Annotated in this window: 29 protein-coding genes; 23 read left to right on the top strand and 6 right to left on the bottom strand. The window is 62.5% G+C overall.

What is annotated here, in order from left to right; all coding sequences use genetic code 11:
- Window positions 1-13: 13 nt before the first annotated feature.
- Genes C0Z16_RS34435 through mdcA form a run of 3 tightly spaced genes read right to left on the bottom strand, consistent with a single transcriptional unit; the run spans window position 14 to window position 2,942 of the window.
- Window positions 14-322, bottom strand: coding sequence for a malonate decarboxylase subunit delta (locus C0Z16_RS34435; protein ID WP_102636456.1), 309 nt, complete (start codon window positions 320-322; stop codon window positions 14-16).
- 8 nt (window positions 323-330) lie between these two features.
- Window positions 331-1,281, bottom strand: coding sequence for a triphosphoribosyl-dephospho-CoA synthase (locus C0Z16_RS34430; RefSeq protein WP_244201470.1), 951 nt, complete (start codon window positions 1,279-1,281; stop codon window positions 331-333).
- A complete protein-coding gene (gene mdcA / locus C0Z16_RS34425; RefSeq protein ID WP_102636455.1) occupies window positions 1,281-2,942 on the bottom strand; it encodes a malonate decarboxylase subunit alpha in 1,662 nt (553 codons plus the stop codon). Before mdcA ends, C0Z16_RS34430 begins: the two co-directional genes overlap by 1 nt.
- Window positions 2,943-3,416: 474 nt before the next feature.
- On the opposite strand from mdcA, the gene C0Z16_RS34415 reads away from it, so the two are divergent.
- On the top strand, window positions 3,417-4,163 hold the full coding sequence (locus C0Z16_RS34415) for a carbonic anhydrase family protein (RefSeq protein WP_102636453.1): 747 nt from the start codon (window positions 3,417-3,419) through the stop codon (window positions 4,161-4,163).
- A gap of 130 nt (window positions 4,164-4,293) precedes the next feature.
- Here the strand turns inward: C0Z16_RS34415 and C0Z16_RS34410 are convergent, their stop codons facing one another.
- A complete protein-coding gene (locus C0Z16_RS34410) occupies window positions 4,294-4,701 on the bottom strand; it encodes a helix-turn-helix domain-containing protein (RefSeq protein ID WP_102636452.1) in 408 nt (135 codons plus the stop codon).
- 212 nt (window positions 4,702-4,913) lie between these two features.
- Here C0Z16_RS34410 and C0Z16_RS39430 point away from each other — a divergent pair, with 212 nt between their 5' ends.
- The 22 genes from C0Z16_RS39430 to C0Z16_RS37955 all read left to right on the top strand — a co-directional run bounded on the left by C0Z16_RS39430 (window position 4,914) and on the right by C0Z16_RS37955 (window position 15,305).
- Window positions 4,914-5,039, top strand: a complete 126-nt coding sequence (locus C0Z16_RS39430; RefSeq protein WP_279635094.1) for a hypothetical protein — start codon at window positions 4,914-4,916, stop codon at window positions 5,037-5,039.
- Window positions 5,040-5,041: 2 nt separating this feature from the next.
- The gene (locus C0Z16_RS34405) at window positions 5,042-5,224 is read left to right on the top strand and encodes a hypothetical protein (protein WP_146014396.1); all 183 of its coding nucleotides are present in this window, start codon (window positions 5,042-5,044) and stop codon (window positions 5,222-5,224) included.
- Between the two features lie 85 nt (window positions 5,225-5,309).
- Window positions 5,310-5,549: a hypothetical protein gene (locus C0Z16_RS34400; protein ID WP_102636450.1), complete on the top strand. Its 240-nt coding sequence runs from the start codon at window positions 5,310-5,312 to the stop codon at window positions 5,547-5,549.
- A 3-nt stretch (window positions 5,550-5,552) separates the two neighbouring features.
- Window positions 5,553-5,741, top strand: coding sequence for a hypothetical protein (locus C0Z16_RS34395; RefSeq protein ID WP_102636449.1), 189 nt, complete (start codon window positions 5,553-5,555; stop codon window positions 5,739-5,741).
- Window positions 5,742-5,744: 3 nt separating this feature from the next.
- Window positions 5,745-5,975 carry a hypothetical protein gene (locus C0Z16_RS34390; protein WP_102636448.1) on the top strand — a complete coding sequence of 77 codons (231 nt, stop codon included), beginning with the start codon at window positions 5,745-5,747 and terminating at the stop codon, window positions 5,973-5,975.
- The gene (locus tag C0Z16_RS34385; protein ID WP_244201469.1) at window positions 5,975-8,008 is read left to right on the top strand and encodes a replication endonuclease; all 2,034 of its coding nucleotides are present in this window, start codon (window positions 5,975-5,977) and stop codon (window positions 8,006-8,008) included. The genes C0Z16_RS34390 and C0Z16_RS34385 overlap by 1 nt, the downstream gene beginning before the upstream one ends.
- A gap of 108 nt (window positions 8,009-8,116) precedes the next feature.
- Window positions 8,117-8,419, top strand: coding sequence for a hypothetical protein (locus C0Z16_RS34380; RefSeq protein WP_102636447.1), 303 nt, complete (start codon window positions 8,117-8,119; stop codon window positions 8,417-8,419).
- Window positions 8,416-9,003 carry a hypothetical protein gene (locus tag C0Z16_RS34375; protein WP_102636446.1) on the top strand — a complete coding sequence of 196 codons (588 nt, stop codon included), beginning with the start codon at window positions 8,416-8,418 and terminating at the stop codon, window positions 9,001-9,003. The genes C0Z16_RS34380 and C0Z16_RS34375 overlap by 4 nt, the downstream gene beginning before the upstream one ends.
- Complete coding sequence (locus C0Z16_RS34370; RefSeq protein WP_102636445.1) at window positions 9,003-9,653, top strand: helicase HerA domain-containing protein; 651 nt, start codon at window positions 9,003-9,005, stop codon at window positions 9,651-9,653. Before C0Z16_RS34375 ends, C0Z16_RS34370 begins: the two co-directional genes overlap by 1 nt.
- Window positions 9,654-9,889: 236 nt before the next feature.
- Window positions 9,890-10,015, top strand: coding sequence for a hypothetical protein (locus C0Z16_RS39425; RefSeq protein ID WP_279635093.1), 126 nt, complete (start codon window positions 9,890-9,892; stop codon window positions 10,013-10,015).
- Between the two features lie 33 nt (window positions 10,016-10,048).
- Window positions 10,049-10,843 (top strand): major capsid protein P2, encoded by a 795-nt coding sequence (locus tag C0Z16_RS34365; protein ID WP_102636444.1) that lies wholly within the window; start codon window positions 10,049-10,051, stop codon window positions 10,841-10,843.
- 72 nt (window positions 10,844-10,915) lie between these two features.
- Window positions 10,916-11,302 (top strand): hypothetical protein, encoded by a 387-nt coding sequence (locus tag C0Z16_RS34360; protein ID WP_102636443.1) that lies wholly within the window; start codon window positions 10,916-10,918, stop codon window positions 11,300-11,302.
- Window positions 11,303-11,305: 3 nt separating this feature from the next.
- Window positions 11,306-11,608 carry a hypothetical protein gene (locus C0Z16_RS34355; protein ID WP_146014395.1) on the top strand — a complete coding sequence of 101 codons (303 nt, stop codon included), beginning with the start codon at window positions 11,306-11,308 and terminating at the stop codon, window positions 11,606-11,608.
- Window position 11,609: 1 nt separating this feature from the next.
- A complete protein-coding gene (locus tag C0Z16_RS34350) occupies window positions 11,610-12,020 on the top strand; it encodes a hypothetical protein (RefSeq protein WP_102636441.1) in 411 nt (136 codons plus the stop codon).
- Window positions 12,017-12,565: a hypothetical protein gene (locus C0Z16_RS34345; protein ID WP_102636440.1), complete on the top strand. Its 549-nt coding sequence runs from the start codon at window positions 12,017-12,019 to the stop codon at window positions 12,563-12,565. Before C0Z16_RS34350 ends, C0Z16_RS34345 begins: the two co-directional genes overlap by 4 nt.
- A 3-nt stretch (window positions 12,566-12,568) precedes the next feature.
- The gene (locus C0Z16_RS34340) at window positions 12,569-13,342 is read left to right on the top strand and encodes a hypothetical protein (protein WP_102636439.1); all 774 of its coding nucleotides are present in this window, start codon (window positions 12,569-12,571) and stop codon (window positions 13,340-13,342) included.
- Window positions 13,339-13,980, top strand: a complete 642-nt coding sequence (locus C0Z16_RS34335; protein ID WP_167403586.1) for a lysozyme — start codon at window positions 13,339-13,341, stop codon at window positions 13,978-13,980. Before C0Z16_RS34340 ends, C0Z16_RS34335 begins: the two co-directional genes overlap by 4 nt.
- On the top strand, window positions 13,977-14,351 hold the full coding sequence (locus C0Z16_RS34330; protein ID WP_102636438.1) for a hypothetical protein: 375 nt from the start codon (window positions 13,977-13,979) through the stop codon (window positions 14,349-14,351). The genes C0Z16_RS34335 and C0Z16_RS34330 overlap by 4 nt, the downstream gene beginning before the upstream one ends.
- A gap of 3 nt (window positions 14,352-14,354) precedes the next feature.
- On the top strand, window positions 14,355-14,621 hold the full coding sequence (locus C0Z16_RS34325) for a hypothetical protein (RefSeq protein ID WP_102636437.1): 267 nt from the start codon (window positions 14,355-14,357) through the stop codon (window positions 14,619-14,621).
- A complete protein-coding gene (locus C0Z16_RS34320) occupies window positions 14,621-14,923 on the top strand; it encodes a hypothetical protein (protein WP_102636436.1) in 303 nt (100 codons plus the stop codon). Before C0Z16_RS34325 ends, C0Z16_RS34320 begins: the two co-directional genes overlap by 1 nt.
- 23 nt (window positions 14,924-14,946) lie before the next feature.
- Entirely contained in the window at window positions 14,947-15,135 is a 189-nt protein-coding gene (locus tag C0Z16_RS34315) for a hypothetical protein (RefSeq protein WP_102636435.1), read from the top strand.
- Entirely contained in the window at window positions 15,135-15,305 is a 171-nt protein-coding gene (locus C0Z16_RS37955; protein ID WP_158244567.1) for a hypothetical protein, read from the top strand. The genes C0Z16_RS34315 and C0Z16_RS37955 overlap by 1 nt, the downstream gene beginning before the upstream one ends.
- 211 nt (window positions 15,306-15,516) lie before the next feature.
- Here C0Z16_RS37955 and C0Z16_RS34310 read toward each other — a convergent pair whose 3' ends face one another.
- Window positions 15,517-15,756 (bottom strand): hypothetical protein, encoded by a 240-nt coding sequence (locus tag C0Z16_RS34310; protein ID WP_102636434.1) that lies wholly within the window; start codon window positions 15,754-15,756, stop codon window positions 15,517-15,519.
- 47 nt (window positions 15,757-15,803) lie between these two features.
- On the bottom strand, window positions 15,804-16,026 hold a 223-nt coding region (locus C0Z16_RS38465; RefSeq protein WP_208638666.1), incomplete at its 5' end, for a hypothetical protein.

Raw genomic sequence — 16,026 nt, 5'->3', positions numbered from 1 at the left:
CTGTTCATGGCTTTCATGCTCCGCCCTCTGATTTCAGTTCCTCGAACACCTGGCCGATGCGCATGCGCACGACGCCCGGTGTCGCGCCCGAATCGTTGATTTCGAGCTTCGCAGCCGGCAACGAGCCGTCGCCGAAAATGCGTTCGAGTACGGCGTTCCAGACGCGACCCATGCCGTCGACGGAAGTCGTGATGCTCACCACGGTGCGGTAGGCCGTGTTCGATTCGAGCAGTACTTCAAGGTCCCCCGACGCGACCACGCCTGCAAGTGCGCGGCCTCGCGCGGGCAGGGACGCCGGGAATTCGAGGACGATGGTTTCCATATGCTTTCCTATGCCTTCGCTGTGTATGGGACTTCGTTGCGAAGCCTGTCGAGAAAGAGGGCTGCCGCGAGCAGATCGGCTGCGCCGCCGGGCGATACGTGCAATTCGACGAGCCTGCGGTCGAGCGCCTTCAGATGACGGCGGCCATCGAGCTGTGCGGCGCCGCCCTGCGCCAATACATGTCGCGCGCCTTGCTGCACTTCGGCAAGCGCGCTGCGTCCGCCGCGGGCGAGCACGCACGTGTCGTCGAGGCTCGCCATCACGGCGAGCAGCGCGTTCAGCCGCGCGGCCGTCTCGTTGTCGCCGCGCTCGCGTGCGCGATCGAGCTCGGGCAACGCGACATCCACGATATGCGGAAAGCCCGCCTGCGCCTGTCCGCGTGCGCCGCCGACGTCGTAATCGCGGCACGCCCGCTCGCCTTTGTTGCCGGTATGCGAGGGCGCGTAGCGGTCGGGCAGGCGTGCAATCGATCCGGCGCGCGCAGCGATTGCCCGCGGCGTGCAATCGGTCATATCGCGCGCCGCGGCGGTTACGAGCAGCCCGAGCGCCCAGATCGCGCCGCGATGTGTGTTCACGCCACGCGTCGTGTCGAGCATGCATGTCTCGCCATCGCGCCCAATTGCGCCGATGCGCTCGCGCAGTGCGAGCAGCGGTTGCGTTTCGATACCCGCACGCGCCAGATTCACGAAGGTCGGTTGCAGCGCGAGCGCCGATGCGCACATCAACGTCCAGTCGAGATCGCGATGCGCTCCGCGGCTGCGGATATCGACGAGTCCGGGCTTCGGCGCAAGCGTGGCTTCGTCGATCAGCGCTGCGACTACGTGCTCGCCGAGGCGGTCGGCCAAGGGGTCGGTGGGATGAGCGGCCGGGAGATCGGCCAGATAAGCGGCCAGATGAGCGGCAAGCTCGGGCGTTTTGTACAGCGACTGCGCCGCATTCATTGCGAGGATCTCGTGCATCACCAGCTCCGAAAACGTGCAGGCGGGTCGTAGAGTCCGTCCGACCAGTCCACGAGATCGGCCACGTTCTTTGCGGCCAGCAGGGAGCGGCTTGCTTCGCCGCGATGAATGCCGAGGTCTTCGGGCAGCGCGACGAAGCCGTCGCGGCGCAGCGCGGCGAGCTTGTCTGTGTCGCTCGTGAGCCCGACCGGCGTCACCCCCGCGACCGCGGCGATCATCTCCTTGCGATGCTCGAGCGAACGCGCCTTGTACAAATACGCGATGCCTTCCTCGGTCAATACGTGCGTGACGTCGTCGCCATAGATCATCACGGGCGCGAGCGGCATGCCCGATTCGCGGCCAACCTCGACTGCATCGATCGACTCGACGATGCTCGGCTGGCCGCCCGCCCCGAACGTCTCCACCATCTGCACGACGAGTTTGCGGCCGCGTTCGAGCGGGCTGTCCGTTTGCAGCAGATCGAGCCACGCGGGCGTTGCATGGCGCCGGCCGTGCGGATCGTGGCCCATGTTGGGCGCGCCGCCAAAACCGGTCAGCCGGCCGTGCGTGACCGTCGACGAGTTGCCAAGGCCGTCCATCTGCAACGTCGAGCCGATGAACATGTCGACTGCATATTGACCCGCGAGCTGGCACATCGCGCGATTCGAGCGCATCGAGCCATCGCGGCCGGTGAAGAAAATATCCGGACGTTGTGCGACGTAGGCCTCCATGCCCAGTTCGCCGCCGAAGCAATGCACGCTTTCGACCCAGCCGGTTTCGATCGCGGGGATCAGCGTGGGATGCGGATTGAGCGTCCAGTGCCGGCAGATCTTGCCCTTCAGGCCGAGCTTCTCGCCGTAGGTCGGCAGGATCAGTTCGATCGCCGCCGTGTTGAAGCCGATGCCGTGATTGAGCGACTGCACCTGATGCCGCTCGTAAATGCCGCGAATCGCCATCATCGCCATCAGGATCTGGATCGGCGTAATGAGGCGCGGGTCGCGCGTGAAGAGCGGCTCGATGAAGAACGGCTTGTCTGAACGGACCACGAAGTCGATCCACGATCCGGGGATGTCGACGCGCGGTAGGTCTTTCGGATCGTCGACGATCTCGTTGACCTGCGCAATCACAATGCCGTCGCGAAACGCGGCGGCCTCCACCAGCGCGGGCGTGTCCTCAGTGCTTGCGCCTGTGTAGAGATTGCCTTGACGATCCGCCTTAAAGCCGGCGACCAGCACGACGTTGGGAGTCAGGTCGACATAGAGCCGCGCGTACAGTTCGATGTAGGTGTGGATCGCGCCGATCTCGAGGATGCCGTCTTGCAGGAACTGCGAGATGCGCAGGCTTTGCGCGCCGGCATAGGCGAAGTCGAGCCTTCTCGCGATGCCGCGCTCGAACAGATCGAGATGCTCCGCGCGGCTCACGCTGGGGATGATCAGATGCAGGTCATGGACCACGTTCGCGTCGACCTGCGCGAGCGAGCGCGACAGAAAATCCGCCTGCTTCTGATTGTTTCCTTCGACGACCACCCGGTCACCCGGTGCGATCAGGCTTTGCAGCACATCGACAATGCGCTCGGTGGGCAGGACGACGCCATCGGCTATCGATGCGACGCGCGCGAGCCGCCTGTGTTTTTCCGCGCGGCGCGTGGCCCACCGGGACTGGGATGAACTTTGACTGGACATGTGTGCTCTCGCTCAGGACGTGAGGCGAGTCTAGGGAGCGAGCGAAATCCGTTCAATCAGCTTCGGGACGCGTTTGTTATCACAAGGCTAACGATCTATCGTGTTTTGTGTTGTGAGGCAGGTGGGGCGGGGCAGGAGGGCGGATTCGTCTATCCCCGGGGTTTTCCCTTGGATGGTGACATTGCTGCAGGAAAGAAATCCGGCGAATAGCAACACCGCGGACTTCGAAATGGCGTCAGGGGATCCTGGTTATCAGGTCAATCCCCAAATCCAATACGGCTCGAGCTCGGTAACAAATACGCTGTGCAAGAGGGCATCGTTCCAAGAAAAGGGCAAAGGGAAAGGGTTTTCACTGCGTGCTGGCGCGATCGGCTCGGTCATACTAGCGCTAGCCCGTGACGTGAGTGCGTTCGACGCGCAACCCGTTGACTCAGGCCGATAACGACGTCAGTTGTCAAAAGAGGAAGCACGATCATGTGTGACACTTGTGAGCCTCCGCGGCGGGGCAATGGTTCGGGTCGTCGCAATTTTCTCAAGCTAACCGGCGCTGCGGCTGTGCTCGGGCCGGCAGGCGGCGCATTCTATGCGAAGCCGGCACACGCCGACGCGCTGACCAAGGCACAGCGCGACAGCATGACGCCAGAGCAGATCATCGAGGTGATGAAGCGAGGTAACGCGCGCTTTCGAAGGGGCGAAAGGAAAGCCCGTAATTACCTGAACGAGCAGAAGGCAAGCGCTAGTGGACAGTACCCCGCGGCCGTGCTGCTCAGTTGTATCGACTCCCGCGCGCCGGCCGAGGTGATCATGGATCTCGGCATCGGTGATATTTTCAACTGCCGTGTAGCCGGCAACGTTGAAAACAGCGATATCCTGGGCAGCATGGAGTTCGCGTGCAAGCTGGTTGGTGCAAAGGTAGTTCTCGTAATGGGTCACACCAGCTGTGGCGCGATCAAGGGAGCCATTGCCAACGTCGATCTGGGCAATCTCACCGGATTACTGGACAAGATCAAGCCGGCCGTGCAGGCGACAGCCTACAACGGCGATCGTTCCGAATCGAACTACACGTTCGTGGACGCGGTGGCGCGGAAGAATGTCGCGTTGACGCTTGCGAACATTCGTAAAAGCAGTCCCGTGCTGGCGGAGCTCGAGACCAGCGGCGCGATCAAGATTGCCGGCGCGATGTACGACCTGAAGACTGGCGAAGTGGAATTCTTCGGCTGATGTTGGGGCGTTGAAGGAAATGTGGGCGATTCGTGGCGGTCGGAGTTTTTGTGGGTTGGTGTTTTGTTGGCGGGGATTGGGTGGCTCCTGGCGATGACTTTGGGTGCCGGCGTTGGGTATGGTTCGTTGGTCAGTCGGTGCTTGTGTGATTTGACATAATATAAAGAGAGCCACCGTTCCCCGTGTTTGCATTACCAGATTCCGCCGCCTTGGAAGTGGGGGCTACCGACACGCCAACCGCGCACGCGATCAAGTTCAGCGCGATAGCCCCCGCCACTTTTCCCCATATTGACGCCCATACGTTTTGCGAGTGTTCATCCTTAGAACGCTCAAAGTTAGCGGCGGCAATAATCTCAAGCGGTTCCAGTCCGAGCAATTCGGCCACTTTGATCGCGGTCGCGTCATCGAAAGACCCAACGCCGTTCCTGTACCGGCTCACGGATGCCCGCGTGCATCCGAGCGCCTTGGCAACCGCGTAGTCTGAAGGCAATTGCAGCTTGACCCGCAATTCGTCCAGATAATCAATCGTCGTTTTCATCGGCTTTACCTTCCCAAAATGACCCCGGTTGTAAACATAACGCAACGTCAACGCGAGCGAAACGTTACGCGGCCCTTGACTGTTACAGAGTCTCTGACATATTGTTCGTGCGTCGGGCCGCACAAAACAGCCTGAACCCCGCTGTGACGGTTAGCTACCGTCTTTAGGCGGCCCGGCTCCATCCGGTCTAGGGGTTCGAAAGGGGATTCATCATGCGTAACACACCGTCACAAATTCATTCAACGGCGCTCGGCGGATACACCATCGACGGCCCGTATTTTCGACGCTCGGCACTGCGCGATGCGCTCAACCGGTTTTTCTACTGGCTCGGGGCGTGAACGTGAACAGCACCGCACCTTACTGGCAGTTCCAATTCCGCAATTCCCGCTCCGGCTGGCTGGTGATCGTCGGCACGTTTGCAGTGCGCCGCGAACTGGCGCAAGCGGCGTGCGCCGAAAGTCTGCGCGAGGGGTGGGAGTTCGTGCGCGACGTGACCCCGGAGCAGGCATGCAACCCGGCCTGATCCTGTTCTTTGCTGGCTTCGGCCTAGGCGCCTGCTCGATAGGGCTGGCGCTGGTCGGCGCCTACGAGTATCTGAGGCGGCGCCCATGACTGGCGAAAACGCTGAGGACGTGTCTTTCGGCGTGGTGCCGGGCTCGACCGGCACCGCCGGTACATTCGCCGTGGCGTGGGCGCCGCGCCGCTCGCCGGCCAGTGACCGCGCACGGCGCGAAGCGCTCGCGGCGCTAGACCCGATTCTTTCCAAATTCCGACCACAGGCACAGAAGCGCGCGCCGGCCCGGTCGGCATCCATTCGCACGGCGCGCGCGACATTCTTTCAGGAGTAGCACATGCAACCGTGGGATAGCGTTTTGATCAAGGCCGACACCAACAACCCCGACAAGGGCCGCGCCGGAGTCGTGCAGGCAGTGGACAACACCGCCGATCCGAAAACGGTCACGATCCGTCTGGACGCTGACGCGGTGAACGCCGTGAAGGTCGTCACGGTCAACCAGTCCGACGTTCAACGGCTCGGCTAAATCATGGTCGTCATGTCGCAGTTTCGGCCAGGTGACCGCGTACTGATCGCGGCAAGCGATGAATTCCTCGCTTACGTCGATGGATGGCGCGGACGTGTCGCGGTGGTCGGCCCGAAAGCGCCGAACGCCTGCCATTCGCAAGTGCCGGAAGGCTATGCACTGGTCGAAGTGATCGACGGCGACGGCGCCAAGCAGCTTTACGTGCCGTTCGATCAACTGCGGCTGACCGTCTGATGCAGCGCCTCACGCCAGAACACGAATGGGCCGCTTCACTGGTCGCGGACATTCCGCGCCCGTGGGCGGGCCGTTTGCTGTCGGCGTGGGAAAAGCGCCGCACGTCATTCAATCCGCTAGTTTCGACGGCGGAAGGCACCGCGCGCCGCAAGGCAAACGAGCAGCTACGGGCAGACGTGGCGCTCATGCGTCCGGTCAATGAGGCGTTGCCGCTCGATGCGTCGGACAGCGATCTATGCAACGCGGCGTGGGACGCGGCTGAAAAGTGCCGCGTGAAGCTGCTCGCGATTCAGGGAGAGCAGGAGCATGTTCCTACCAACGGATTTATTGATTCACTGCGCGCTGCTGGCGTTTCCGCCGATGCCGGAGCCATTGACCTATACGAGCAACGCGAACGACTCGCTTCGATCTGCAATGCTGGCGGCATCAATGCGCCGGAGAATTCGCGCTATGAAGATTTGCCAGCCGTCCGCCGGATGGTCGCGGCGCACTGGTGGAAAGGGCGGCTTCGCAAGGCACACGCAAAAGCTCGAGAGTCCGCGGCGATCCGCCTAGGCATCGTCGGGCGTGGAAAAGAGTGCTACGTGTCGGACGTGTCGAAGCTCGACAGGCAGTGGCAGAACGAGCGCAACGCGGCGGCGCTCGCCGCGACCATCGCGCGCAACGTCGAAACCGAGCAGGAATTCACGCTCGCGGAACTGGCGGCCAAAGGCCCGGCCAATGCCGCGATCAAGCGCGCCGAACTGATGACCCGAATCAATGGCTTTGAACGCATTGCCATTGCTGCGGGCCATGCCGGCCTGTTTCTCACGATCACGTGTCCGTCAAAGATGCATCGCATGACGACCGTGGGCGCGCGTGCGGGCAAGTCGCGCAGCAATGGAGACTGGGACGGCACCACGCCCGATATGGCGCAACGCTATCTGGCGAAAGTGTGGGCGCGTATACGTGCCGCGCTCGCCCGGCGACAGGTGAACCTTTACGGGTTCCGGATTGCAGAGCCGCAGCACGATGGCACACCGCACTGGCACTGCCTTTTCTTCTATGACGGCAAGCACGATGCGACGGTGCGCGCGACGGTGCGCCGCTATGCGCTCGCGGTCGATGGCCACGAAAAGGGCGCACAGGAGAAGCGTTGCGACTTCAAAACCATGGACGCGGCCAAAGGCACCGCCGCCGGCTACATCGCCAAGTACATCGCCAAAAACATCGACGGATACCGCCTTGAAAAAGACCTTGAAGGAAACGATTCGCTCGAAACCTCGGCGCGTGTCGAAGCGTGGGCGACGCGCTGGCGTATACGTCAGTTTCAGCAGATCGGTGGCCCCCCCGTTACGGTCTGGCGCGAACTTCGCCGCGTCGCGGAGGTTCCGTCTGACGCACCGGCATTTGTTCGGGAGGCACATAGCGCAGTCAATCGCATTGCGGCTATTGAGGGATCGTCAGGCGCTTCGGTGGCATGGGATCGTTACGTGGCGGCTCAAGGTGGTGTTGCTTGCGGCAGAGGCTACCGCGTCAGGCTCGCGAAAGTACCAAGCGATTCGATTGGCCGTTACGGCGAGACCGGCGCGCCGCAGATCGTAGGCATCGAGTATTTCGGGCTCGTGCGCCCTGTGTTCGAGCGCAACGGCATCGTCATTGCGGACATTCCGCGCATGCGGCCTATCACGGTCGAATCGAAGAGGTTCACATGGGAAATCAAGCGGCCCACCAATGCCACTTTCGCATCTTTGCGCGCCTCGGCGGCACCGGCGTCTATCGGTGCACGTGCGGCAATGTCTACTGGCCGGAGCGCGGCGGGCGCACATCGTATCGAGGGTGTTAAGGGTTTGGATTTGGGTTTGAAGCGCGAGCATCGCGCGCCTTGGACCTGTGTAAATAACTGTACGGATGGTGAGCATGAAAACGCTAATGGCGGTCGATCCGACCGCGACGGTGGGCAGCGCGACGGCGGTAATCGAGTTCGCGAGCGTCGAAAATTCGAAGCTGTGGGAGGCAAGGCGGCACGCGCGGGAACTGCGCGACATATTTAGCAGGCTCACGGCGCTGGAAAAGACACTTGCGGCCAAGCAGGTCGCGGCAGTTCGCAAGCTCGTAGAAGCAGTAGAGGCACTTTAACGCGGTGACGCGAGGGACCAACCATGAAAACCAGACCGACAAAAACCATCATCGGCACGGCTGAATGCTCGTGCTGCGGGCGTGAAATCCCGGCGCGCGAAAGCGAGACCGGAACGCTTAATCTGTCGTGCCAGTGGTGCGACTTGCCGCTCTATGCGAAGAAGGGCACAGAGGCGCACAAGCTGCTGATGGCGCGCGTCAAGCGCAAGGCGGAACCGGAACCGGACGCGACGCATCCGCATCAGCCGGCGGCGTTGCCTGCTGAAGTGAAGCCCGCGGCGCGCGCTGCGCGCTCGGCCTTTGACATTCTCTCGGGGCGCGTATGAGCATCGACAGGAAAGACGGCGGGCTACCGCCGACACAGCATCCGACACTGGAAGGCGGCGGGCTCGATGCGCTTGGCGGCATGGTCGCGGGCGTCGATGCCGAAGCGGCCGCAGCGCTGAATCCGGACATGTCCGCTACGGCACCAGGTGGACAGGTGGACATGGGACCGGACTACCACAAGGGCGCGTGCGGCGTGGTGGACCTCGCGCGCGGCATGATCGACGGCTACGCGCCGGGCGCCGCGTGGGATGACGCGACCTCGGCGCGCATGGCGGCATCGCTCACGCCCGTGTTCGAAAAATACGGGTGGGACGTGGAATCGGCGTTCCCGTGCGAACTGGTGGCGCTGATGGTCTGCGGCCCGGTTCTCTACCAGTCGGCGCGCGCGGTGGCGTTCAAGATCAAGCAGGATCGCTATGCACTCGAAAACGCGCGGCCCGGCGTGACGGACCCGAACACGATCAAGGGCGCGGCGGCGGCAGAATCCGGCCCGCCAGCCGGTTCGGCGGGTACGGGTGAGGCGGACGCAGCGGCGGCGCTTGCCGAAGCCGTCAGAACGGCCAAAATCTTTCCGGACATGTAATGGCGACGCGCGCACGGAAAGCGGCGCCCGCCGCGCCCGCGTATGGAGTCGAAGCGAAGGCGCACATTGAGGCGGTGATGGGCGCCTCGGGCTCGGGCAAGTCGTCCTATGTGAAGGCGCTCATGCAACGCGCGAAACCGCCGCGGCTGATGATCTTTGATCCGGACGGCGAGTGGGGCGCGTTCGGCACGATCACGAACCGGCTGGATCACGTTCTAGCCGGGTTTCAGGCGGCAGGGCCGGAAGGGCCGATTAGAACCGTGTTCGTGCCGTCTCCGAATCCTGCAACCGCGGTGAAGCAATTCGACGCCTTCTGTCGGATTGCCTTCGCGGCGGAACGTGTGACGTTCATTGTTGACGAGCTAAAGAGCGTCACGACGCCTAGCCGGTCGCCGGTCGGGTGGGGCATGCTGACCGGGCGAGGGCGCAAGCGCGGCATCGTGATTTACGGCCTGTCGCAGCGGCCCGCGTCCATCGATAAGGATTTTCTCGGCAACTGCTCACACGTGCGCACCGGCCGGCTGAACTATGACGACGACGCCAAGGTCGTCGGCAAGTATGTGCGGGCGCGGCCCGATGAACTGCTCGCCCTACCTGACTATGCGTGGATTCGCCGTGACCTCTCGACGGGCGAGATAACGCGCGGCTGACACCTACCCAGACACCTGCCTATAGACACCGTTTCGACGGTGTTTTTTTTCGCCTGTCGCACACGTTGCTAGGCAGCTACATCGGTAAAAAAAATCGTGGTACCAGAATCGCTTTCTGGCAGGTGCCTATAGGCAGTGTTCCATAGGCAGCGTATGCGAGGTTTTTGGCTCTCCGGCTGCAATCTGCGGACTCACACAAGGGCCGCATGGGGCGGCGCTAACGGGAGAGTCCCAACATGAATGTCAAGTCGATCCTGCGGGCGTACGCCATGTACCTCGCCTTCAATGCCGCAACGAAAATCGTTGTTCGTCCGATCGCCACGAGCCTCAACGTGCCGCTGATCACGACCATCGTTTCGTAAGCGTCCCAACAACACACACACAAAGGGGCGCTCATGCTGCTCGTCAAAAACGTACCGTTTAACAACGTCGTCGCCAACGGTCTGGCAACGGTGAACCTGCCTATCGGCATGTCGTACAACAAGGTCATTCTCGCCTTGGGCGGCACCACGTTCACCAAGTCGATGATCACCAACATCAACGTCAAGGTAAACGGCAAGATCATCTATCAGGCGTTGGGCTCGCGCCTCGACCTGATCAACCAGTATCGCGGCCTGACGGCGGCGGCTGGCTTCCTGACGCTCGACTTCACCGAACCGCGCGCCAAGTCGATGATCGAGCAGTACGTGGGCAACATCAACACGGCCAATGGCGTCTCGTCGCTCACCATCGAAGTGACCATCGCGGGCGCCACGGCTCCCACGCTGGACAGCTATTCGGAAATGGGTCCGCCGGCACAACTCGGCGTGATCGCCAAGCACATCCCGTTCACGCAGGGCTTTTCGTCGTCGGGAAAAATCCCGATGAAGCTGATCGATATCACGAACCGTGGCGGCATCATCAAGCGCATTCACTTTGCGCACACGGGCAACCTCACCATGCTGGAAGTGAAGAAGAACGGCATCGTGATCTGGGACAACGTGCTGACGGCGGTCAACAGCTTCTGGCAGGGCGAGTATCAGAAAACCGCCCAGACCAACCTGTACACGTACGACCCGTGCGCGGACAACAACTACTCGAACGCGGTCAAGACGGCGGACGCCACCGCGCTCGAATTCAACCCGACTTTCGGGGCGGCGGATACCGTCACGGCGGTGGTTGAAGTGCTGGACGTGCTCGGCAACATGTAACCCGGCGGGCGGGCCGGCCCGCTTGAATGCGCAGCGTCGGCCCGCTTTCTTTTCACACTTTCGGGGATTTACATGGACGGCATTTACGATCCGGCTACTTCGGGCGTGGGCGATAACACCTACGGTTTTTCCATCGGCCCGCAAAGCGATGGCACGTACAACATTCCCTCGACGGGCATGGCCATTAGCGGCGCGTCGGACACCGGCGGCAGCGGCTACAACTATGCGCCGGGCGTGTTCAACCTGCTCAATAACGGCCTGTCGGCGTTCACGAGCATCTACAACAACGGCCAGCAGCTTGACTACCGCCGCTATGAGGCCACGCAAGCCGGCCTGATCGCACAGGGGCAGGCAGCGGGACAGGTGGCTTCGGCCCAGATTGGCGCGATCAACAGCAACAAAATGCTGATGATCCTCGGCGTGTTCGCCGTGATCGCGCTCGCGATCCACAAGGGGTAAGCCGTGTACTGGGCGATGGCGGCACAGGCCGCAGCGCAGTTCGGCGCCGCACTGTTCGGCGGGCAGCAGGCGCCGCAGATGTCGAGCACTTCGCCGTTCAATCCGTTCACCGTGGACAACTCCGGGTGGGCGGTGAACTTCGCGGGCGACGGCGGCGCAAAGGCAACCGCAAGCCCGGTTTCGACACTGGCGCAAGGGCTCGCCAACGGGATGAACAACCTCACCGGCGGCGCCAGTGGTGGAACTGATCCGTTGATGATTGTGATCCTCGCGGCGGTGGCAATTGTCGCGTTGAAAAAGCACTGACATGCTCACGATCCGCCACGAACCGACGACCGATGCGCACCGCGAAGAAGTGGCGGCGGCGTTCGATGACTCGCCATTCATGCGGGCCAAAACCGACACGAGCGGCGGCATGGTTGACGGCGTGGACTGCCTCGCGACGGGCGAGTTTTTTCGCGTGCTGGATGACGGCAAGCCGGTCGCGTTCTACGTGCTGCGGGCTCGCAATGGACGCGCCGGCATCGTCGCAGAAATCACACTGGCGCACGGTCGCGCGGACGTGGATTTGGTCGATGCAGTGTTGCCGCTGATCGAAAAGCAGTGTGCAGGTTGCCACGCGATGCGCATTGAAACGCGCCGCGCGGGCCTGATGAAAAAACTCGAGCGCGCTGGCTATCAACGGGCCAGTGTGATCCTCACGAAGGAACTGAAATGAGAATTCTGCGGCCCGCACAGGTGCAGTTGCTCGCGGCAGGTTTGCCGGCAACGCCCGCGAACAAGAGCAGCGACAGCACGAGCCGTTCCGACACCACGAACCAGTACGCGGACAAGCGCAACGCGGTGCAGGGCGGCGTAGGGCAGAGCGGTGACGGTAACTCGTCGTCGTATTTCAGCGTCTCGACCGATGGCGGTTCGGTCGCGGCAGCAATGCAGGCCATGATTGCCGCGATCACGGGCAATACCTCGGTCGCGACCAACGCCAATAGCTCGATGGGCGCGGTCGCCAATACCGCGATCACGAGCACGGCGGACGCCTCCAAGCATCTCGAAGATGTGGGGCTTGCGATGCTGCAGGCCAATACCGCGCTCACCAATTCACTGACCGGCGCCGCGATGAACAGCGCGGGGCAGACCACGCAGATTGCGGCGGACCTCGCGAAAACTCAGGTCGCCGCGCAGAACGACAACCGCTATCTGATCGCCGCAGGGCTCGCGGTGGTGGCAATCGTCGGCGTGACGGCGTTCGGACACAAGGGGTAACGCATGCAACAGTTCGATATCACCGTTCCCACTGTCGGCTCGTTCGTCGTGCATGCGCCGGGCCGCTACATCAAGTACATGAGCGGTTCGAACGGCGGCGGCGATGCGTCGCTCGTGCTGACGCCGGGCGCACAGGGCGGCAACAAAATCCGCCTTGCGCCGGGCTTCGCGTACCGCGTCGCGGACGATCAACCGATGCCGGATTCGTGGACGTTGCAGAACGCGGCCGGCGGCGCTCCGATCATCGGACAGGTGGTGATCGGTAACGGCAAGATTGACGATTCGACCGTGCAGGGCGTGGTTCAGATGGTCGATGGCGGCAAGGTGCGCGCACTGAACAACAGCGCCTATTCAGGCTATGCAGGCGGGCCAGCCGGAGCGGGAGTGTACGCACAGGCGCAGCTATGGAACCCGGTAGGCAGCAACACGCGGCTCGTGCTGGAAAGCATCACGAGCCTTGGCGCGCAGACGACCTCGGCGATGCTGTTCACCGACAGCACGGCGGCGCTCGCGACACTCGCGCAGGCGGGGCAACCCAAGCTGCTCGGCGGTGCTGCGGGCGTGGGGCAGGTTCGCACCGGAACAGTGGGGGCAACGCCCCCGGCAAACCCGACTGTGTACGTGATTGGCGCGGTAGGCGGCGGGCTGGTGCAGTCGTCGGTCAAGCCGAATGAACCCATTGTGATTCCGCCGGGACACGGCCTGCTGATCACCGGCAACGTGGCGAACAACAGCACGTCGCAGTGTTTCGAGTGGTACGAGGAACCGAACGTATGAAGGCGCCGGGGCCGCTTTATCTCATTGCGGCGGGCACGCTCGCGGCGGCGGCCTACGTATGGTGGACAAACAGCCAGGCGAGCGCAGCGGACAGTGCGAACCCGGACGACTCAACCGACCCGCTCTCCTATCTCGGCGATGCGGTGGACGAAGCAACAGCAACGGTGTGGAACATGGTGAACCCGAACCCGGCAGCAAGCATGCAACCCAGTGCGGCGATGGTCGCCAAGCTCAAGAGCAATGAAGGCTTGCGCCTGACGCGCTATGCGCTCGGCGATGGCGGCTGGACGATTGGCTACGGCCACTACTCGACCAACATGGCGGACATTCCGGCGACGTGCACACAGGCACAGGCGGACGCGTGGTTTGCGTCGGACTTGCAACAGCGCGCGGCGAAGTGGGTACAGCTTTATGTGACCGTGCCGCTCACGCAAAACCAGTTCGATGCGCTGGTCGATATCGCCTACAACATGAGTCCGCGATCGTTCAAGAAATTTGCGGATTCCGTCAACGCGGGCAACGGCATTGACGACATTGCGCAGGCGTCGGTTTCGTGGGTCGCGCCGGCATTGCAGAACGGTATCCAGAACCGCCGCAACGCGGAAATCGCCATGTTTAACGATGGGGTGTACGCATGAAATTCGATAAGAGCGGGCTTCTGCTGGTGGGCGCGGCGGCGGCGGTGCTGCTGCTGGTGGTCAACCGCAGCACCATGGGCGCAGCGGGCGCGCCGGCAGCAAGCGGACAGGGCGCGATTGGTTCGAACGCGGCTAGCTGGCTGTCGAACGCAATCAACAACCTTGGCGGCAACCCGGCGGCCACGACCTCGGGCAACTCGGGCTGGACGTCAATGGGCGGCGTGACGCTGTTCGGCAACGGCACCTATGACGCGAACGGCATCTATGTCGATCCGGGACAGCTCACCTACAACACGAAAACCGGACAGGTGCAGGAGTCGCCGTTCTCCGGCATGTACAACGTGCTGGCCCCTGCAACCTACGGATACTGAGCCATGACGAACAAGGAACTTTTGCTGCTCGCGCTGGTGATCTATGTCGGCTACCGCTATCAGCGTTCGCACAGCGGCAGCAGCGCGGTCGATACCGTCTATGCGCGCGAGGCGGCCACGTTCGCGAACATGGACGGCACGAACTTTACCCAGTCGGTGTGGGACGCACAAAGCGGCATGCCGGGCTACATGTTCGGCAACGTGCCGGCGCCGGGCGGCGTCGCGACCTATCGCACGTCCACGGGCGGGCTCTCGTTCGGGCACATGTGATGACGCTCAAAACCAAGCTCTACCTTGCCGGCGCGCTCGCGCTCGTCGCGGCGGGCTTCTACCTCGACCGGCGCTATGTGCAGGCGGGCGGGGCGACGGGCATCGCGTTCAACGTCGCGGACACGATCTGGAACAACGCGGCAGGCGTCGCGGCGAATACCGGCGCGTCAGTGTGGACCGGCATGACCTCCTACGCGGGGGACCGGCTGGTGCAGCAGCAGCAGCAGTTACCGGCAGTATCGGCGGGCGTGATAAGCCCATTCCCAACGTCAGCATGGGACGTAATCCCGGCTGGTTTGTAGTCCCAACAAAAACGAGGTAGACCATGAAAGCATTTTTCGCACGTTTGCAGGAACCGTCCACGCATGCCGCGCTGGCCGGTCTGTCGGCAGTCGCCGCACAGGTGGCAGTAGCCAACGGCGCCGACCCGCACGTTATCGGCGCAGTCGGCACGGCGGCGGCCAGCATTTTCGGCCTGCTCGGCGTGTTCCTCGGCGAAGGTAAGGCCGCGTAATGGATGCGGCGCTGCTCTGGCAGATCGGCGGGCAGATTGCGGCGGCGCTGATCGCCTACGGCGCCGTCCGCGCAGACCTGCGCAACATGAGGGAACGCCTCGCGAAGATCGAGGACCGTTTTAACCAGCACATTGAGAAGGGGCTGAACCATGGCAACTCGCAAGCGTAAGACCGCGCACAAGCGCAAGACTCATAAGACCCCGGCGCGCTCGAAGCGTACGGGCCGATTCCTCAAGAAATAACGGGAGAGACCATGCCGAAAATCGACTGGAAATCCGCCGCCATTGGTGCCGCGCTGCTGTACGGCTTCATGTGGTATCGCGCGAAGTCGGCCACTGTCGCCAAGTAAAAAGAAGCCCGCCGGAGCGGGCCGAAACACGTCACGGCATGGGGATCACGCCGAACCGTCTAGCGAGAAACGCCCGCCGCGCGCGGGCGTTTTCTATGGTGCTGTCGAATGTGCCGGCCAGTTTGGCGCGGGCTACCTTGTCCGCGACGTTCCAGCGCTCGATGTAGTGCGCGCGGCGGTGTTCATTGGCAGCGAAGCCAGGCGCGAGAGCGGACACCCACGCGTCCAAATCTTCATACGTAACAACGACTTGGCCAAATAGATCGAGCATAAAAAACCCCGGCTATTGAACCGGGGAATAGAGGCAGATTGCATACCTTAATCAAACCTTAAGCGGCGAGGCGCAGGCCCGATACTGTTCTTACGTCGCGCCTTCGGCGACTTGACATAATATAAATTATCAACAAAATCTATTGTAGAGGCTAAGTTGTAATGTCCGCTTTTAGCCAAGTTCAAATGTCCGCTTTTTCGCAGCGTAAGCTGACCGGCCGCCGGTGTTCCGGCGCGGGAGGCTTTGATGGCTGCGACCGGACTGATAACG

This window comes from Paraburkholderia rhynchosiae (assembly GCF_002879865.1).
GTDB classification, from domain to species: Bacteria; Pseudomonadota; Gammaproteobacteria; order Burkholderiales; family Burkholderiaceae; genus Paraburkholderia; species Paraburkholderia rhynchosiae.
The sequence above is the reverse complement of the archived record's forward strand: the minus strand, read 5'-3'. Positions and strand labels throughout refer to the sequence as shown.

Excerpts from the sequence above, each read along its gene's own strand:
- C0Z16_RS34350 (WP_102636441.1), top strand. The coding sequence starts at position 11,610 with ATGCTCACGATCCGCCACGAACCGACGACCGATGCGCACCGCGAAGAA.
- C0Z16_RS34345 (WP_102636440.1), top strand. The coding sequence starts at position 12,017 with ATGAGAATTCTGCGGCCCGCACAGGTGCAGTTGCTCGCGGCAGGTTTG.
- C0Z16_RS34370 (WP_102636445.1), top strand. The coding sequence starts at position 9,003 with ATGGCGACGCGCGCACGGAAAGCGGCGCCCGCCGCGCCCGCGTATGGA.
- C0Z16_RS34375 (WP_102636446.1), top strand. The coding sequence starts at position 8,416 with ATGAGCATCGACAGGAAAGACGGCGGGCTACCGCCGACACAGCATCCG.
- C0Z16_RS37955 (WP_158244567.1), top strand. The coding sequence starts at position 15,135 with ATGGATGCGGCGCTGCTCTGGCAGATCGGCGGGCAGATTGCGGCGGCG.
- C0Z16_RS34310 (WP_102636434.1), bottom strand. The coding sequence starts at position 15,756 with ATGCTCGATCTATTTGGCCAAGTCGTTGTTACGTATGAAGATTTGGAC.
- C0Z16_RS39430 (WP_279635094.1), top strand. The coding sequence starts at position 4,914 with ATGCGTAACACACCGTCACAAATTCATTCAACGGCGCTCGGCGGATAC.
- C0Z16_RS34330 (WP_102636438.1), top strand. The coding sequence starts at position 13,977 with ATGAAATTCGATAAGAGCGGGCTTCTGCTGGTGGGCGCGGCGGCGGCG.
- C0Z16_RS34340 (WP_102636439.1), top strand. The coding sequence starts at position 12,569 with ATGCAACAGTTCGATATCACCGTTCCCACTGTCGGCTCGTTCGTCGTG.
- C0Z16_RS34335 (WP_167403586.1), top strand. The coding sequence starts at position 13,339 with ATGAAGGCGCCGGGGCCGCTTTATCTCATTGCGGCGGGCACGCTCGCG.
- C0Z16_RS34315 (WP_102636435.1), top strand. The coding sequence starts at position 14,947 with ATGAAAGCATTTTTCGCACGTTTGCAGGAACCGTCCACGCATGCCGCG.
- C0Z16_RS34400 (WP_102636450.1), top strand. The coding sequence starts at position 5,310 with ATGACTGGCGAAAACGCTGAGGACGTGTCTTTCGGCGTGGTGCCGGGC.
- C0Z16_RS34435 (WP_102636456.1), bottom strand. The coding sequence starts at position 322 with ATGGAAACCATCGTCCTCGAATTCCCGGCGTCCCTGCCCGCGCGAGGC.
- C0Z16_RS34365 (WP_102636444.1), top strand. The coding sequence starts at position 10,049 with ATGCTGCTCGTCAAAAACGTACCGTTTAACAACGTCGTCGCCAACGGT.
- C0Z16_RS34410 (WP_102636452.1), bottom strand. The coding sequence starts at position 4,701 with ATGAAAACGACGATTGATTATCTGGACGAATTGCGGGTCAAGCTGCAA.
- C0Z16_RS34415 (WP_102636453.1), top strand. The coding sequence starts at position 3,417 with ATGTGTGACACTTGTGAGCCTCCGCGGCGGGGCAATGGTTCGGGTCGT.
- C0Z16_RS34360 (WP_102636443.1), top strand. The coding sequence starts at position 10,916 with ATGGACGGCATTTACGATCCGGCTACTTCGGGCGTGGGCGATAACACC.
- C0Z16_RS39425 (WP_279635093.1), top strand. The coding sequence starts at position 9,890 with ATGAATGTCAAGTCGATCCTGCGGGCGTACGCCATGTACCTCGCCTTC.
- C0Z16_RS34380 (WP_102636447.1), top strand. The coding sequence starts at position 8,117 with ATGAAAACCAGACCGACAAAAACCATCATCGGCACGGCTGAATGCTCG.
- C0Z16_RS34395 (WP_102636449.1), top strand. The coding sequence starts at position 5,553 with ATGCAACCGTGGGATAGCGTTTTGATCAAGGCCGACACCAACAACCCC.
- C0Z16_RS34385 (WP_244201469.1), top strand. The coding sequence starts at position 5,975 with ATGCAGCGCCTCACGCCAGAACACGAATGGGCCGCTTCACTGGTCGCG.
- C0Z16_RS34320 (WP_102636436.1), top strand. The coding sequence starts at position 14,621 with ATGACGCTCAAAACCAAGCTCTACCTTGCCGGCGCGCTCGCGCTCGTC.
- C0Z16_RS34325 (WP_102636437.1), top strand. The coding sequence starts at position 14,355 with ATGACGAACAAGGAACTTTTGCTGCTCGCGCTGGTGATCTATGTCGGC.
- C0Z16_RS34430 (WP_244201470.1), bottom strand. The coding sequence starts at position 1,281 with ATGCACGAGATCCTCGCAATGAATGCGGCGCAGTCGCTGTACAAAACG.
- C0Z16_RS34390 (WP_102636448.1), top strand. The coding sequence starts at position 5,745 with ATGGTCGTCATGTCGCAGTTTCGGCCAGGTGACCGCGTACTGATCGCG.
- mdcA (WP_102636455.1), bottom strand. The coding sequence starts at position 2,942 with ATGTCCAGTCAAAGTTCATCCCAGTCCCGGTGGGCCACGCGCCGCGCG.